At 35.0% G+C, this 15,861-nt stretch carries 14 protein-coding genes; 13 read left to right on the forward strand and 1 reads right to left on the reverse strand.

The window, feature by feature from the left end:
- Nucleotides 1-16 precede the first annotated feature (16 nt).
- The 3 genes from K8344_RS09935 to K8344_RS09945 all read left to right on the forward strand — a co-directional run bounded on the left by K8344_RS09935 (nucleotide 17) and on the right by K8344_RS09945 (nucleotide 2,958).
- Nucleotides 17-958: a pyridoxal-phosphate dependent enzyme gene (locus K8344_RS09935; RefSeq protein ID WP_237608539.1), complete on the forward strand. Its 942-nt coding sequence runs from the start codon at nucleotides 17-19 to the stop codon at nucleotides 956-958.
- 129 nt (nucleotides 959-1,087) lie between these two features.
- A complete protein-coding gene (locus K8344_RS09940) occupies nucleotides 1,088-2,197 on the forward strand; it encodes an acyloxyacyl hydrolase (RefSeq protein WP_237608540.1) in 1,110 nt (369 codons plus the stop codon).
- 11 nt (nucleotides 2,198-2,208) lie between these two features.
- Nucleotides 2,209-2,958 carry a head GIN domain-containing protein gene (locus tag K8344_RS09945; protein ID WP_237608541.1) on the forward strand — a complete coding sequence of 250 codons (750 nt, stop codon included), beginning with the start codon at nucleotides 2,209-2,211 and terminating at the stop codon, nucleotides 2,956-2,958.
- Here the strand turns inward: K8344_RS09945 and gldA are convergent.
- Nucleotides 2,945-3,844, reverse strand: coding sequence for a gliding motility-associated ABC transporter ATP-binding subunit GldA (gene gldA, locus K8344_RS09950; protein WP_237608542.1), 900 nt, complete (start codon nucleotides 3,842-3,844; stop codon nucleotides 2,945-2,947). The genes K8344_RS09945 and gldA overlap by 14 nt on opposite strands.
- Nucleotides 3,845-4,255: 411 nt before the next feature.
- Here gldA and K8344_RS09955 point away from each other — a divergent pair, with 411 nt between their 5' ends.
- From K8344_RS09955 to K8344_RS10000, 10 genes are all read left to right on the forward strand, one after another.
- Nucleotides 4,256-5,338: a bifunctional 3-deoxy-7-phosphoheptulonate synthase/chorismate mutase type II gene (locus K8344_RS09955; RefSeq protein ID WP_237608543.1), complete on the forward strand. Its 1,083-nt coding sequence runs from the start codon at nucleotides 4,256-4,258 to the stop codon at nucleotides 5,336-5,338.
- Between the two features lie 65 nt (nucleotides 5,339-5,403).
- Nucleotides 5,404-6,357 carry a ribosome small subunit-dependent GTPase A gene (rsgA, locus tag K8344_RS09960; RefSeq protein WP_237608544.1) on the forward strand — a complete coding sequence of 318 codons (954 nt, stop codon included), beginning with the start codon at nucleotides 5,404-5,406 and terminating at the stop codon, nucleotides 6,355-6,357.
- 30 nt (nucleotides 6,358-6,387) lie between these two features.
- Nucleotides 6,388-6,840: a D-aminoacyl-tRNA deacylase gene (dtd, locus tag K8344_RS09965; RefSeq protein WP_237608545.1), complete on the forward strand. Its 453-nt coding sequence runs from the start codon at nucleotides 6,388-6,390 to the stop codon at nucleotides 6,838-6,840.
- A 61-nt stretch (nucleotides 6,841-6,901) separates the two neighbouring features.
- The gene (locus tag K8344_RS09970; RefSeq protein WP_237608546.1) at nucleotides 6,902-8,803 is read left to right on the forward strand and encodes a DUF3857 domain-containing protein; all 1,902 of its coding nucleotides are present in this window, start codon (nucleotides 6,902-6,904) and stop codon (nucleotides 8,801-8,803) included.
- Nucleotides 8,804-8,816: 13 nt separating this feature from the next.
- The gene (locus K8344_RS09975) at nucleotides 8,817-10,835 is read left to right on the forward strand and encodes a transglutaminase domain-containing protein (protein WP_237608547.1); all 2,019 of its coding nucleotides are present in this window, start codon (nucleotides 8,817-8,819) and stop codon (nucleotides 10,833-10,835) included.
- Nucleotides 10,835-11,161 (forward strand): nucleotide pyrophosphohydrolase, encoded by a 327-nt coding sequence (locus K8344_RS09980; protein WP_185099382.1) that lies wholly within the window; start codon nucleotides 10,835-10,837, stop codon nucleotides 11,159-11,161. The genes K8344_RS09975 and K8344_RS09980 overlap by 1 nt, the downstream gene beginning before the upstream one ends.
- A complete protein-coding gene (locus tag K8344_RS09985) occupies nucleotides 11,162-11,401 on the forward strand; it encodes a hypothetical protein (RefSeq protein ID WP_139855973.1) in 240 nt (79 codons plus the stop codon).
- The gene (locus tag K8344_RS09990; RefSeq protein WP_237608548.1) at nucleotides 11,401-12,666 is read left to right on the forward strand and encodes a 3-phosphoshikimate 1-carboxyvinyltransferase; all 1,266 of its coding nucleotides are present in this window, start codon (nucleotides 11,401-11,403) and stop codon (nucleotides 12,664-12,666) included. Before K8344_RS09985 ends, K8344_RS09990 begins: the two co-directional genes overlap by 1 nt.
- A 216-nt stretch (nucleotides 12,667-12,882) precedes the next feature.
- Nucleotides 12,883-13,932 carry a tRNA preQ1(34) S-adenosylmethionine ribosyltransferase-isomerase QueA gene (queA, locus tag K8344_RS09995; protein WP_237608549.1) on the forward strand — a complete coding sequence of 350 codons (1,050 nt, stop codon included), beginning with the start codon at nucleotides 12,883-12,885 and terminating at the stop codon, nucleotides 13,930-13,932.
- A gap of 220 nt (nucleotides 13,933-14,152) precedes the next feature.
- Nucleotides 14,153-15,811, forward strand: a complete 1,659-nt coding sequence (locus K8344_RS10000) for a T9SS type A sorting domain-containing protein (RefSeq protein WP_237608550.1) — start codon at nucleotides 14,153-14,155, stop codon at nucleotides 15,809-15,811.
- Nucleotides 15,812-15,861: the final 50 nt, after the last annotated feature.

Below are 15,861 nucleotides of genomic sequence, written 5' to 3' on the forward strand. Positions count from 1 at the left end.
TTTAATTTCCATTTAAATGATTCCATCCCAGCGTGAAGTAGAAGAGGCTTATGAACGTGTGAAGCCATACGTTCACAAAACACCTGTGCTAAAACCTTCTTTTTTAAATGAAGTTTCAGGTGTTGAAATATATTTCAAATGTGAAAATTTTCAGCGAATGGGTGCATTTAAAATGCGTGGTGCCGTAAACGCTATCCTTCAGCTTTCTGAAGCTCAGAGAAAGGCAGGAGTTGTGACGCATTCATCAGGAAATTTTGCACAAGCTTTGTCCTTAGCTGCAAAAAACTTGGGAGTTAAAGCATATATTGTAATGCCTAAAAACGCACCCCAAGTAAAAAAGGAGGCCGTTGAAGGTTATGGCGGAATCATCACAGAATCTGAATCAACACCAATTGCCAGAGAGCAGGAAGCCGAGAGGATTCAAAATGAAACTGCGGCAACTTTTATTCATCCTTCAAACGATAAAAATGTAATCCTTGGGAATGCGACATCAGCTTTAGAATTGTTAAAAACGCATCAGAATTTAGATTATCTGTTTGCGCCAGTTGGGGGCGGAGGATTAATTGCAGGTGCTTCTGTTGCAGTAAAATATTTCGGAAAGAATTGTAAAACAATTGGTGGAGAACCTTTTGAAGTAGATGATGCTTTCCGAAGTCTTCAAACAGGAAAAATAGAGTCCAACAAAACCACAAACACCATCGCCGACGGACTTAAAACATCTCTTGGGGATGTTAATTTTCCTATTATTAAAAATTTGGTTTCAGAAATAATCAGAGTTGAAGAAACCGAAATAATTTCAGCAATGAAACTCATTTGGGAGCGTTTAAAAATTGTTGTAGAACCTTCTAGTGCTGTGGCTTTAGCTGCTCTGCTTCGCGAGAGACAAAGATTTCAGAATAAGAAAATTGGAATTATTATTTCAGGGGGAAATGTGGATTTAAAAAATTTACCATTCTAAATTTTATTTCAAATTAATATTCTGTAAAAGCTTAGGGGTGAACGTTAAAGGTAGAAGCGAGAAAAAGAAAAGAAATGCTCTAATTCAATGTTTATAGTTTAGTTTATCTTTATCGCCGATAAAAAAAATATGAAGCATTTTCTTTTAAAATTTACTGTTCTTTTAATTAGTCTTCCAATTTTTTCTCAAGAAAAAGAGTTGAAGCCTGTTTCCTTAGAAGCGGATTTTTTCTACGGAACTATTCTAGAACACAATTTCGATATTCAGCATGTAATTACGGGTCATCCCACGGGTTTTATACTTTCGTTTAATCGAAAAACTTATGGTTTTAATGAATGGGAGCGTAGATATAACTATCCAGACTGGGGGTTTACGTTAGCGCATCAAAATCTTCACAACGAATTTTTAGGCAAAGCTGTAGGTGTTTACGGCCATTTTAATTGGTATTTTTTAAACAGATATTTAATGTTACGTGTAGGACAAGGAGTTGTTTATGCCTCAGATCCTTTTAACCCTGATACAAACTATAACAACAGTGCCTACGGAAGCCATTTACTAAGTTCAACTTTTTTGAAAGGAAATTTTGTGCGTGAAAATATTTGGAAAGGTCTAGGTTTCCACGCAGGTTTCACACTCATTCACTACAGTAATGCAAATTTAAAAGCACCTAATAATAGTACCAACACCTTTGCATTAAACGCAGGTTTGAGCTATCAATTAGATTACAAAGAATTTCCCGAGTATATTAAAAAAGAAGATTCCCTTAGTAGAACTTATGCCGAAAAATTCAAATATAATCTTGCTTTTAGAACTGGTATAAACGAAAGTGATGTAATAGGTTTAGGTCAGGAGCCTTTCTATGTAATTTCAGCATTTGTAGATAAAAGAATCAATTATAAAAGCACCTTTACAGCAGGTGTTGATATTTACTTTTCAATGTTTTTAAAAGAATTGATTAAATATCGTTCAATAGCCTATCCTGAAGACGGCCTGTCTGGGGATGAAGATTATAAGCGTGTTGGGGCTTTTATTGGTCACGAATGGCGTTTTAATAAAGTTGCTTTTGTAAGTCAGTTAGGGTATTATGTTTACTGGCCTTATGAGTTTGAAAATAGGGTTTATAATCGATTAGGATTAAAACGATATTTCTTTGACGATAAGGTGTTTGCAGCAATAACATTGCACGCACATTGGGCAAAGGCCGAAGCTGTTGAATTTGGAATTGGGTATAGGCTTTAAGTACGAAAAAAATGAAGAAAATAGCATATCTATTAATAGTGTTACTAACGGTTAGCTGCAATTCAGATTCTGGTTGGAACTGTACGCAAACCGCTGGAGATATAATACAAACTGAAGTTGGTGTTCCCGAGTTTACCAAAGTTCTAGTTGCTCAGCGAACAAAACTTATCGTACAGCAAGGAGAAGAGCAAAAAGTTGTGGTGGAAACAGGTGAAAACTTGTTAAGCGATGTTGAGGTTTCAGTTGTGGATGGTGTGCTCAAAATATATAATCACAATTCCTGTAATCTAGTTCGAGATTACGGCCTGACAAAAATTTTTGTAACCTCTCCAAATCTTACTGAAATTCGCAGTAGTACGGGGTATTTAACTGAGAGCATTGGTGTTTTGAGATATCCCAAATTGAGTTTGCTTTCGGAAGATTTTGGGATGGAAGATGAGTATCATACGAATGGCGATTTTAAAATTAATCTAGAGGTAGAAAACCTAACAGTTTCGGCAAATGGGCTTTCTAAGTTTTACTTAAGTGGAAAAGCTACAAATGCTAGTTTTGGATTGTATGCTAGTGATTGTAGAATTTATTCAGAAGACTTAGTAGTTCAAAATTTAAATGTATATCACCGAAGTGCGGGACCAATGGTGGTAAACCCTCAACAATCAATTAAAGGAAAAATTGTCGGTTTGGGCGATGTTATATCTAAAAATAAACCTCCTGTAGTGGAAGTTGAAGAGTTATATCGTGGTAGACTTATTTTTGAGTAGTAAGTTCGGTAAACAGCCTTTCTAAGGTTGTGTTTTTCTGATGCAGTTGAAGGATTTTTAAGCCATTGTCGTGCGCAAAATCAAAAACTTTTCCTCGCATATCTTGTTCGGTATTGAAGTATAGCTGATATACAAAACCTATAGAGTTCTCAACCTTATCAATTTTGGGAAGTTGTTGTAAGGCAACATCTTCAACACGATAGTCGAATTCTACTTCAATAATTTGTTGCTTGTTCTTTTTAAGGTCGGCGAGTTTCTTGTCTAAAACAATTTCTCCTTTATTTATAATAATCACACGATCGCAAATAGCTTCCACTTCCTGCATAATATGGGTAGAAAGCAGCACTGTTTTATGTTCCCCAACATTCTTAATTAGCTGACGTATTTCAATCAACTGGTTAGGGTCTAAACCGGTTGTAGGTTCGTCAAGTATTAAAACATCTGGATCGTGAAGAAGTGCATTTGCTAATCCAACTCGTTGTCTGTATCCTTTTGAAAGTTGTCCAATTTTTTTATTTGCTTCAGGGGTAAGCCCGGTTTTTTCAATAACACTTTCAACCTCAGATTTTGGAATATTATATATACCTGCATTAAAAAGAAGGTATTCCCGAACGTACATATCTAAATAAAGAGGGTTGTGCTCAGGCAAGTATCCTACACTCTTTTTAACTGAAATATCGTCTTTAGATACTTCAAAATCATTTACAATTGCAACACCTTCCGAAGCAGGAATATAGGTGGTTAAAATCTTCATCATTGTAGATTTTCCAGCACCATTAGGGCCAAGAAAACCAACAATTTCACCTTTTTCTACTGAAAATGAAACATTGTTCAGCGCTTTTTGTTCGCCGTAGGTTTTGGTTATATTTTCTACTTTAATAGACATATTGAAATAAGTTGAGCAAAGTTACACAATGAACGCATTTAAACTTTTTAGATTGTAGAAATTTTCAAAGAGTTTAATAAAATGGCAAATTAAGTCTTTTTAACAATACATAAATGTTTACCTTAGCACTATATTATTACAAGATGAACACGATTTTTAACATCATTAACCTTTGGCAATTCTATTTTATAAAATAGGAGCGGGATGGTTGTGTAGTTAATTGTATTATAAAACATTTAAAGTCCCGGAAAATTTCTGGGACTTTTTTTATTTAAAAGAAATAATAACAGTTTAATATCAAGATAACTAATATTATAGTTGGCTAATTATCTTTAAAACATTGTAATGTGTTTACTTTGCAAATGTTTTGTTTGGAGGTACAAAACCCTATTAGAATTTAAAGTTTAGTATATGGAAAACACTAAATCATTGCGCAATTGGTTGAACGCTATGGAGCTCTCTCATCCTTTGGTGATTGCAGGACCTTGTAGTGCAGAAACAGAAGAACAAGTTTTGAAAATAGCGCATCAGTTAAAACAAACTGACGCCACGGTATTACGTGCAGGAATTTGGAAGCCTCGTACAAGACCTGGAAACTTTGAAGGTGTTGGCGCTTTAGGATTAAAGTGGCTTCAAAAAGCAAAACAAGAAACAGGTTTAATGACTGCTACCGAGGTAGCAAACGCCAATCACGTAGATTTAGCGTTAAAGCACGATGTAGACATACTATGGGTAGGAGCAAGAACAACTGTTTCACCTTTTATTGTTCAGGAAATTGCTGATGCTTTAAAAGGAACCGATAAAATTGTTTTGATAAAGAATCCCGTTAACCCAGACTTAGCCTTATGGTTAGGCGCTGTTGAGCGATTTTACGCATCAGACGTAAAGAAACTTGGGGTAATTCATCGTGGATTTTCAACTTATGAGAAAACTCGCTATAGAAACAATCCTGAATGGCAAATCCCTATTGACCTTCAAAATAAATTTCCAGATTTACCCTTAATATTAGATCCTTCGCATATTGCAGGACGAAGGGATATCATTTTTGAACTTTGCCAAACAGCTTTAGATTTAAACTACGATGGCTTAATGGTTGAAACGCATTACGACCCTGATAATGCTTGGAGTGATGCTGCACAACAGATTACGCCAACAACCTTAGATAAGATGACGGTCGATCTTAGAATTCGAAAACAAGAAGGTGATGCCGTTGAGTTTAACAACAAGCTAGCAACACTACGTACACAAATAGATGTAATAGACCGTCAATTAATCGATTCTCTAGGGAATCGTATGAGGATTGCCGATAAAATTGGCTTGTTGAAAAAGAAAAACAATGTAGCCATTCTGCAAACAAAGCGATGGAATGAGATTTTAGGAAAAATGATTTTAGAAGGAGAAGAAAACAACCTCAGTGAAGAATTTATTTTAAAAATATATAAAGCTATTCATCAAGAATCTATTAACCATCAGAAAAAGGTGATTAATGAATAGAGTCGTAAAAATTATTGAGTATTTTCGTAAATCTTGAATACTAAACATTGAATCAATGAATTATAATGAAAGGCATAGTTTATAAATCTACCGGAAGTTGGTATTCTGTTAAGGCAGAAGATGGAACTTTTTACGATTGTCGTATTAAAGGGAAATTTCGCATTGGCGGGATAAAAAGCACAAACCCTGTAGCGGTAGGCGATCACGTATTGTTTGATGTGGATAACAAAGGAGATGAAACGGTAGGTGTGATAAAGCATATTGAAGAGCGTGAAAACTATATCATTCGTAAATCGGTTAACCTTTCAAAGCAAACACACATTATTGCATCAAATATCGATGTTGCGTTTTTACTAATAACCCTTAACAACCCACCAACGTTTACCACTTTTATAGATCGATTTTTAGTTACGGCAGAAGCTTATCATATTAACGCTGTACTTCTTTTTAATAAAGTTGATACGTACGACGAAGACGAATTGCTTGAAATAAAGTACCTAGCAGCAGTATATCGAAATATTGGTTACGAATGTATAGGTATTTCAGCCACTACAGGCAAGAATATCGATAAGGTAAAAGCCATAATGAAGGACAAGGTAACAATGTTTTCAGGACATAGTGGTGTTGGGAAGTCTACTTTGGTAAATGCAATTGAGCCTGGATTAGATTTAAAAACTTCAAAAATTTCTGAACAGCACTTACAAGGACAACATACTACAACTTTTGCTGAAATGTTCGACCTTTCTTTTGGCGGGCAGATTATTGATACTCCCGGCATTAAAGGCTTTGGTGTGGTAGAAATTGATAAAGAAGAATTAGGAGACTACTTTCCAGAGTTTTTTGAATTAAAAGAGCATTGCAAGTTTAACAACTGTCTTCACTTAGAAGAACCCCATTGTGCTGTAAAAGAGGCATTAGAAACAGAGGAAATAGCCTGGTCTCGATATAAAAGTTATCTGCAAATTTTAGAAGGCGAAGAAGAACACTTCCGAAAAGATATTTATAACAATGAAAAGTAAATATTCAATTACAAAAAGTATTAAATCATAATGCGTGCATTAATTCAAAGGGTTAAAAAAGCATCAGTTACCATTGAAGGAAAAATTTATTCTGAAATCAATCAAGGTTTGCTTATTTTAATAGGAATAGAAGCCGAGGATACTCAAGAAGACATAGATTGGTTGGCTAGTAAAATAGCTAAAATGAGGATTTTTTCTGATGAAAACGACGCTATGAATCTCTCTGTGCAAGATGTTGAAGGTGAGTGTTTAGTAGTAAGCCAATTTACACTTCACGCAAGTACAAAAAAAGGAAACCGCCCATCGTTTATAAAAGCAGCTAGGCCCGAAATTGCAATTCCCTTGTATGAAGAATTTATTCTGCAGTTAGAAAACATCACCAATAAGAAGGTTAAAACTGGAAGCTTCGGCGCGATGATGGATATTTGTTTAATAAACGAGGGGCCTGTTACAATTTGGATTGATTCAAAAAACAGAGAATAATTCCTTTAACCTTTTTTTAACTTTTATAAGTTTCATATATTGGTCCGCTGTAAAGCCGATTATGAAAAAAATTACCTGCCTTGTATTACTTCTTTGCACAGCTATAACATTCGCCCAAAACGAATTTTCAATAACCTCTATTAATAAGGAGTTGTTGGAATATTCTAATAGTGTGTTAATAGACGAGAATGTTGCCTTAGATGTTACTAATATTAATACAGTTAAAACAACGAAGCGCCGTGTTATTGCCGTTTTAAATAAAATGGGCAATGGCGATACAAACCTTTATGAATACTACGACGACAATTCTAAGGTAAAAAACATTAGAGTTTGGATATACAATGCTTTTGGGAAAGAAATTGCCAGTTTTAAAAAGAAAGATTTTAACGATGTAAGTCGAACTGGGATAAGTATTTATAGTGACGACCGTGTGCTTTATTTAAATTACACGCCTACTACCTACCCCTATATAGTAGTTTATGAAAGTGAAGCCGAAAGTGGCGACTCTGCTTTTATACAGCCTTGGCAACCCTTAGGTGGATACGCCGAAAGCACTCAAAAGAGTGTGTTTACGATTAAATACAATCCATTAAATAAGCCAAACTACAGCGCAAGAAATATTGAAGATTTTGATATTTCAATTTCAGATACCGACAACGAACTTACTTTTACAGCTGTGAACTTGAAGGCAGTTCGCCTAGAAGAACACAGCCCATCGAGTAGAAGCATATTGCCTCACGTTATGGTTGCGTTGCAAAATTTTAAATTAAAAGGTACAGCCGGAACAAGTGAGAACTGGCAAAAATTTGGTAGTTGGTTGGATAATAAGCTCCTAGCCGATGTAAGTGATCTTCCCGAAGGAACAAAAGCAAAGGTTAGAAGTTTAGTAGCAAACGAAACTACAAACGAAGGAAAAGCAAGAAAAATATACCAATTTGTACAAGATAAAGTTCGTTATGTAAGCATTCAAATAGGTATTGGTGGATGGAAACCTATGCCTGCTTCGGATGTAGATAAGTTAAGTTATGGCGATTGCAAGGCGTTGACGATGTATACAAAATCTCTTCTTGAAGTTGCAGGTGTGCCTTCATATTATACCTTGGTAAATGCAGGGGAGAACATAATGGAGATTGAAGAAAACTTTGCCACGCCTTGGTTTAATCACGCTATACTCGCCATTCCAGAAGATGATGGTTATACTTGGTTAGAATGCACAAGTCAAGATACACCTTATGGTTATTTAGGAGATTTTACAGATAATCGAGATGTATTAATAATGACTCCTGAAGGAGGAAAAGTTACCCGTACCAAAACGTATACAACTCAAGAAAACTTACAAACCAACTTCACTAATCTTACAGTAGATGCTCAAGGGAATGTTACTGCGCATTTTAAAGGTGTTTCTGAAGGGATGCAATACGACAGCAAGTATCTTCTTCCAAAACAAAAACAAGAAGATATAGATAGATTTTACAAAAAGAGATGGAGTTATGTAAATGGGTTTACTGTAGATGACATTAAATTCAAAAATGATAGAGAAGAAGTGATTTTTACTGAAAATATTGAAGTTTCAGTTCCAAATTACGCCAACCCAGTTGGAGAAGATTTTCTCTTTTGTCCAAATATTTTCAATCAAAATAAATACATACCTCCACGAATTGATGATAGGAAACAAAACCTATTTATCCGTCACGGATTTATTGATGTAGATACTGTTGAAGTAGCTCTTCCAGAAAATTTCAGCATTGACGGCCTGCCAGAAGATTTGGCTTTGGAAACCAAATTTGGGAAATACGAAGTTAGCTTCAATGAAACCGATGAAAATAAATTAATATACAGTCGAAAGCTTCGTATTGAAGAAGGAGAGTATCCTCCAAATGAATATGAAGAATATCGTGATTTTTTAAGATCTATTGCGAGGCTTGATAAAACCAAAATTCTTTTAAAACAAAACGTTCAATAACTAACTATCACTTATGAAAACTAATCTACTTTCAGTAATAATTACTATGTGCTTTTTGAATATTTCAGTAGCGCAAGACTATAGATTTGGAAAGGTTTCTAAAGAAGAATTACTTCAAAAAGAACACCCTACAGATCCTTCTGCAAACGCTGCAGTGTTGTATCGAGAAGTAAAAACCGAATTTCAATACAATCAAGATTCCGGATGGTATATGGTTACCGATTACTTCGAAAGAGTAAAGATTTACAACAAAGAAGGTTTTGATTGGGCAAACGCCGAAATTAATTTGTACAAGGGTGAAGGGGAAGACAAACTGCTAGGACTGAGAGGAAACACGTATTACTTGGACGAAAATGGAAAGGTACAAGACGAAAAACTTCGAAAAGATGGAATTTTTGAAGAAGAAACTTCTAAGTACCTCACACAGACAAAAATTACGATGCCCGCTGTTCGCGAAGGTGCTGTAATAGAGTATAAGTACACTATTAATTCACCATTTATCTTTAATATAGATGAGTTTAGGTTTCAGGAAATCATTCCGATAGAGAAGGTGAATATGGTTTTTAAAACACCAGAATATTTCATTTATAAAACACACCAAAGAGGGTGGGAGCCATATAAAGTAGATAAATTTACTAGAGAAAGAAGTATGAGTTTTAGACAACTAGAACCAATGGATACAAGAACTTTTGGAAAAAGTATTCGAGAAACTATAACTAGAGAAATTAAGTTTAAGGAAGATACTTATACAGTAGATTTGGAAAATGTACCTGCTTTAAAAGAAGAAGCGTTTGTAGGTAACTTAAACAATTACACCACAGCCTTACAGTTTGAGATGAGTTACATAGACTTTCCTGGTTCGCCGTTAAAAACCTATGCTACTAATTGGGAAGATGTTTCAAAAAGTATATATAGAGTAGATTTATTTGGAGCTGAATTAGAACGTAAAAACTATTTTGAAAAAGACTTAAACAATATTCTTCAAGGGGTTAGTTCTTCTGAAGAAAAAATTGGACGTATTTTTTCTTTCGTATTAAATAAAATGACTTGGAATGGCTACAATGGTTATTATACCAATGAAGGAGTTAGAGATGCCTATAAAAAGGGCTCAGGAAATGCAGCCGATATTAATCTAATGTTGGTGGCTATGCTTCGCCACGCGAATTTGGAAGCCAATCCAGTGTTGGTTAGTACAAAATCTCATGGAATTCCACTTTTTCCTACGCGTAATGGTTTTAACTATGTAATTGCTGGGGTACAACTGCCTCAAGGAATATTATTGTTAGATGCGACAAATAAAGATGCTGAAATAGGTGTTTTAAAGTCTAGTATTCAAAATTGGAAAGGTCGTGTTGTAAAGAAAGATGGAACTTCGAGTTGGGTATCGTTAAGCTCAATAATTCCTGCTGTAAAAAGTACGATGATAGCTGCTGAAATTACTCCAGATTTAATGCTTACTGGAAAAAACCAAAGTAGATTTACTGGAAATTATGCATTTAAATACCGCTCAGATTTTAAAAGTTTAAATGAAGATGCACAGCGAAAAAAAATAGAAAAAGATTTAACTCCAGCAGAATTAGCTAACTTAGAGTTCGAAAATTTAGCTTCCCCTGGTGCCCCGGTATCTCTAAAATACGATTTTGAAGCTATGGACTTAGTAGAAGATGTTGCAGGAAAACTTTATTTTTCGCCTATGGTATTTTTAGCTACAGAAGAAACTCCTTTTAAAACTGAAACTCGCTTGTATCCAATAGATTTTGGATATCCGATTAAGGATAGATATATTGTTACTATATCGCTGCCAGAAGGTTATAATGTTGAGTCGCTACCTGAAAATGTGGTTTATAATTTAGGTGAAAACCAAGGCACTTATCGTTATTTAATTTCACAGGCAGGAAACAAACTTCAGCTATCGGTTGAATTTGCAATAAATCAATCGTATATCGCAGCGGAAGATTATGGGAACTTAAAAAAATTCTTTGAACTTTTAATAGCAAAAGAAAACGAAAAAGTAGTACTTTCAAAAGCATAATGGATATAAAAAACGCACAAAAAGCAGTAGATGTTTGGATAAAAGAACATGGTGTTCGTTATTTTAACGAGCTTACTAATATGGCTCAACTTACTGAAGAGGTAGGGGAAGTAGCTAGAATTATTGCCCGTCGATATGGGGAGCAAAGCGAAAAGGAAAGCGATAAAAATAAAGATTTGGGCGAGGAGCTAGCAGATGTTATTTTTGTAGTGCTTTGTCTTGCAAATCAAACAGGCGTAGATCTTGAAGAAGCTTTTAATAAAAAACTAGATATTAAGACAAAGCGCGATCACGATAGGCACCACAACAACGAAAAATTAAAGTAAATGTTTAAGAAAGTAATAAACACCAAAGGTTTTTGGAAATCGGTAATATCACTAGCAGTGTCCTTTGCTATTTTGTTTGCTTTAATTAAGTGGGCAATAGAAGGTTTTGACATGGCTTATTTTACCGAAAGAAACCCGTTGGTGTTTATGCTTACACTTCTCGGTGCGGGCTTTGTGTATGGTTTCTTTGTAACCTTCGGAAAATTTAGAGCTAAGATTAAAGAGAAAGAACAAAGATAATGAAGGCTGTCCTAGAATCAGGAAGTTTTCACACTCGCGGCATACAGACGAGTAATAATTCTGTTGAAATTAATATTAGTGGCTCTAAAAGCGAATCGAATAGATTGTTGATTCTTCAAGCGCAGTTTCCTAATATTTCAATTGAAAATCTCTCAGATAGTGACGATACTGAGGTGCTTAAAAAAGGACTTCAAGTTGCTAATGGAGAAGTAGATGTACATCATGCAGGTACGGCAATGAGATTTCTTACAGCTTATTTTGCTGTAAAAGAAGCTGCCGAAATCACACTCACCGGAAGTAAGCGAATGCAAGAACGCCCTATAGCAATTCTTGTAGATGCGCTTAGAAGCATAGGGGCTGAGATAGAATATCTTAAAAATGATGGTTTTCCTCCTTTAAAGATAAAGGGAAGAAATCTTCAGAAAACCAATGTGTCAATTCAATCTAACGTTAGCAGTCAGTATATATCGGCATTAATGCTGGTGGCGCCCATGCTTCAAAATGGATTGAATGTTACATTAGAAGGAAAAACCACTTCACTTCCTTATATAGAAATGACACTTTCATTGTTGACGAGAATAGGTGTAAAGGCCCAATTCAACAAAAATGAAATAACTATTTCTTCAACAAAAAACATTCAAGATATATCTCTAGTTGTAGAATCTGATTGGAGCTCTGCTTCATATTTTTATAGCTTAGTTGCACTTTCGGGGGTAAATGCTACAAATAAGATAGTTTTAAAGAGTTATATACAAGGTAGTATACAAGGCGATGCAGCTTTGGATGAAATTTATCGCGCATTGGGCGTTAAAACCGTATTTAATGATGTAGAGAAATCTATAACAATTTCGAAAATTGAAACTCGATTACAAGATTGTTTAAGCCTCGATTTATCAAACACCCCAGATTTAGCTCAAACAATTTCGGTAAGCTGTTTTGGATTGGGAATTGCTTGTAAACTAACAGGACTACACACCTTAAAAATCAAAGAAACAGATAGACTTTTTGCCTTAAAAACTGAGCTAGAAAAGTTAGGTGCAACAGTAGAAGTAGATGAAAACTCATTAACTCTAAAGCGTGCTACTTCAATAAAAACGAATGCTGTAATAGAAACCTATCAAGACCATAGAATGGCGATGGCATTTGCACCATTATTTTTGAAGACTAATCTCACAATTAATAATGCAGAGGTTGTATCAAAATCTTACCCAAATTTTTGGAATGACTTACAAAAATTTGGAATTGATTTAGCTTTAATTCCATAAATGGCATTTGAAGTTTTCTTGCTAAATAAAAATTTTAGATTTTTTGGCACCCATAATATTGGCAATCATTTAACAAATAAACCTTTTTACGGCTCTCTGCAAGCCTAGCAAACATAGGGTGTAATCAAAATAAAGTGCTAATTACTTGACAACGCCTATCTTGAGGTTGTATATTTGCAACCTTTTAAAAACCTTAAGACAAGACGCATTATGGGAATGAAACTATCACATTACAATTTTGAACTTCCACCAGAATTATTAGCAGAATATCCTGCAGAAAACCGTGACGAATCTAGATTGATGGTACTCGACAGAAAAGCGAGAACTATTGAGCATAAATTATTTAAAGATTTAATCGATTATTTTGAGGAAGACGATGTGTTAGTAACAAATAACACTAAAGTATTCCCAGCGAGATTATTCGGGAATAAAGAAAAAACAGGAGCGCGTATTGAAGTTTTTCTTCTTAGAGAATTAAATTCAGAAACGCGTCTTTGGGATGTTTTAGTAGATCCAGCTAGAAAGATTAGAATTGGAAATAAACTTTATTTCGGTGATGATGAAACTCTTGTAGCTGAAGTTATTGATAATACTACAAGTCGCGGAAGAACACTTCGTTTTCTTTTTGACGGATCTTATGAAGAATTCAGAAATAAATTAACTGAATTAGGGGAAACACCACTTCCAAAATACATAAAGAGAGACGTTGAGCCAGAAGATGCTGAGCGTTACCAAACGATATTCGCAAAAGTTGAGGGTGCTGTTGCTGCTCCAACTGCAGGATTACACTTTTCAAAACACCTTTTAAAGCGTTTAGAAATTAAGGGTGTGAATATGGCTGAAGTTACTTTACACGTTGGTTTAGGTACTTTTAGCTCTGTTGAAGTTGAAGACCTTTCTAAGCACAAAATGGACTCAGAAGAAATGAGTATCAGTCAAGAAACAGCAGATATAGTTAATGCAGGTCTAGAGCGTAAAAAGCGTGTTTGTGCTGTAGGTACTACTGCTATGCGAGCTTTAGAAAGTTCTGTTTCATCAAACTTCCGCTTAAATCCATATAGTGGATGGACAAATAAGTTTATTTTCCCTCCTTATGATTTCAGTATAGCAAATGCGATGATTACGAATTTCCACACTCCAAAATCTACTTTAATGATGATGGCTGCAGCTTTTGCTGGTCACGATTTCCTTAAAGAAGCTTATGCGGAAGCAATTAAAGAAAAATATAACTTCTACTCTTATGGTGATGCAATGTTAATCATCTAATAACTGTTTAAGATATCAGAAAAATCCCGACCTAAAATCGGGATTTTTTTATTCCTAATTTTTAAATAATATCCTAATCCTATCACCATGATTGTGGGATATCTTGAATATTTTGCAAATAATTAAAGTTAGTATAGCGTATTTGTAAGTCTTTGGTTTTCAAATGTGGAAATAAAAAATTACCTTAGTCTCTTCTATTTAAGACTAACCGGATATTTGAATGAAAAAAACTACTCTTTTCTTCATTTTATGCTTCTCCTTTCTTTACGCCTTTTCACAAGGTGATGGAGAACCGCTACCTGTTAGTTGGGGATTGAATATGGAATCCACACCCAGTATAGTCGAGTTACCTGCTATAGATTTAGAAACTATAATTAGAGAAGACAAGTTAAACGATCAAGATAAAAGCATGCCTTGGCGATATGGTATTGAAATTCCTGTTAGATTAGATATGCAAAATAACGGTCTTTGGACTGTATTACCCAATGGAGGTAAAATATGGCAGGCAACGATTCAGTCTTCAGAAGCGGTAAATTTGAGCGTGAATTTCGATAAGTTTTATTTACCTGCAGGTTCTAGATTGCAACTTTTTAATAATGAACATACCGATATAACTTCAACGTTTACTAGTCATCAAAATCGTGATGATGGCCGGATAGGTACTTGGTTTGTTGAAGGAGATATTCTTTGGATAGAATATTACCAACCTCCAAACGTAGAAGGAGAACCAGAACTTCAATTAAGGAGTGTGATTCACGGATACAGAATGACTGCAATAAATACTATGCTCAATAATTCTAGAGGAATAAATGAGTCTGGCGATTGTAATTACGATGTTAATTGTTCAGTTGGTAATGACTTCGATCAGAAAAAAGATTTATTAAAAAAATCTGTTGCCTTACTAAATCTTGGAAATGGATTGTTATGTTCGTCTGCATTAATCAATAACACCCGAAACGATAAAACACCTTATTTGCTTACTGCTAACCATTGTCTTGATAATAGCGACCCTTCCTTTTGGACTGTGCGTTTTAATTGGGTAAGCCCAAACCCTGTTTGTGGAACTGGAGGAGACAGTAGTGATATACAAACAAACTTTACCATAAGTGGTGCAGAATTAAAAGCCAACAATAGCTTAAGCGACTTTGCTCTTGTGAAATTATATGATGATATTCCAAATTCTTGGGACGTTGCTTTTGCAGGTTGGGATAATTTAGATACCGACCCATTATTTGAAGTAGGGATACACCATCCTCAAGGAGATATTATGAAAGTTTGTAGAGACGATTCTGGGGCTCAAAAAATTGATGCCAACGGAACTAAAGCATGGATTATTGGAGGTGGGTCTCAAGGTTCTGGAAATGGTTGGGAAATAGGAACCACGGAAAGCGGCTCTTCAGGTTCACCATTATTTAATGAGAACGGTAAAATTATAGGTCAGCTATACGCTGGGGAATCGGCTTGTTTAGGATTAGAAACAAATAACGGCTACGATTTATATGGTAGATTTGGTGTGTCTTGGAATTCCGGCACAACTCCTGAAACTAGATTGGTTGATTGGTTAGACCCAATTGAATCTGGACAAACAAGTATAGAAACTCTACAAAACAATCTTAATGTACCTGATTTTGAAGATTTGGGGAAACTATTAATCTACCCAAATCCTGCCAGTACTACGTTAACAGTTTTAAACAATCGCTATCCTAATTTAAGATATCAGTTGTTTAATGTAATAGGGCAAGAAATAAACTCAGGATCATTATCGAATACGATGAATACAATAATAGTAGATAATATATCGGAAGGTATTTATTTTCTTTACCTTGTAAACCAGGACAACAACGATTCAATGACAAAAAAGATTGTAGTTAAACACTAACCTCCTCTAATTTCTATATAATCAAAAGCCTCTAATCCAATTTGGAAAAG

Origin of the sequence: Aequorivita xiaoshiensis, from assembly GCF_022008395.1 — a bacterium.
GTDB classification, from domain to species: domain Bacteria; phylum Bacteroidota; class Bacteroidia; order Flavobacteriales; family Flavobacteriaceae; genus Aequorivita; species Aequorivita xiaoshiensis.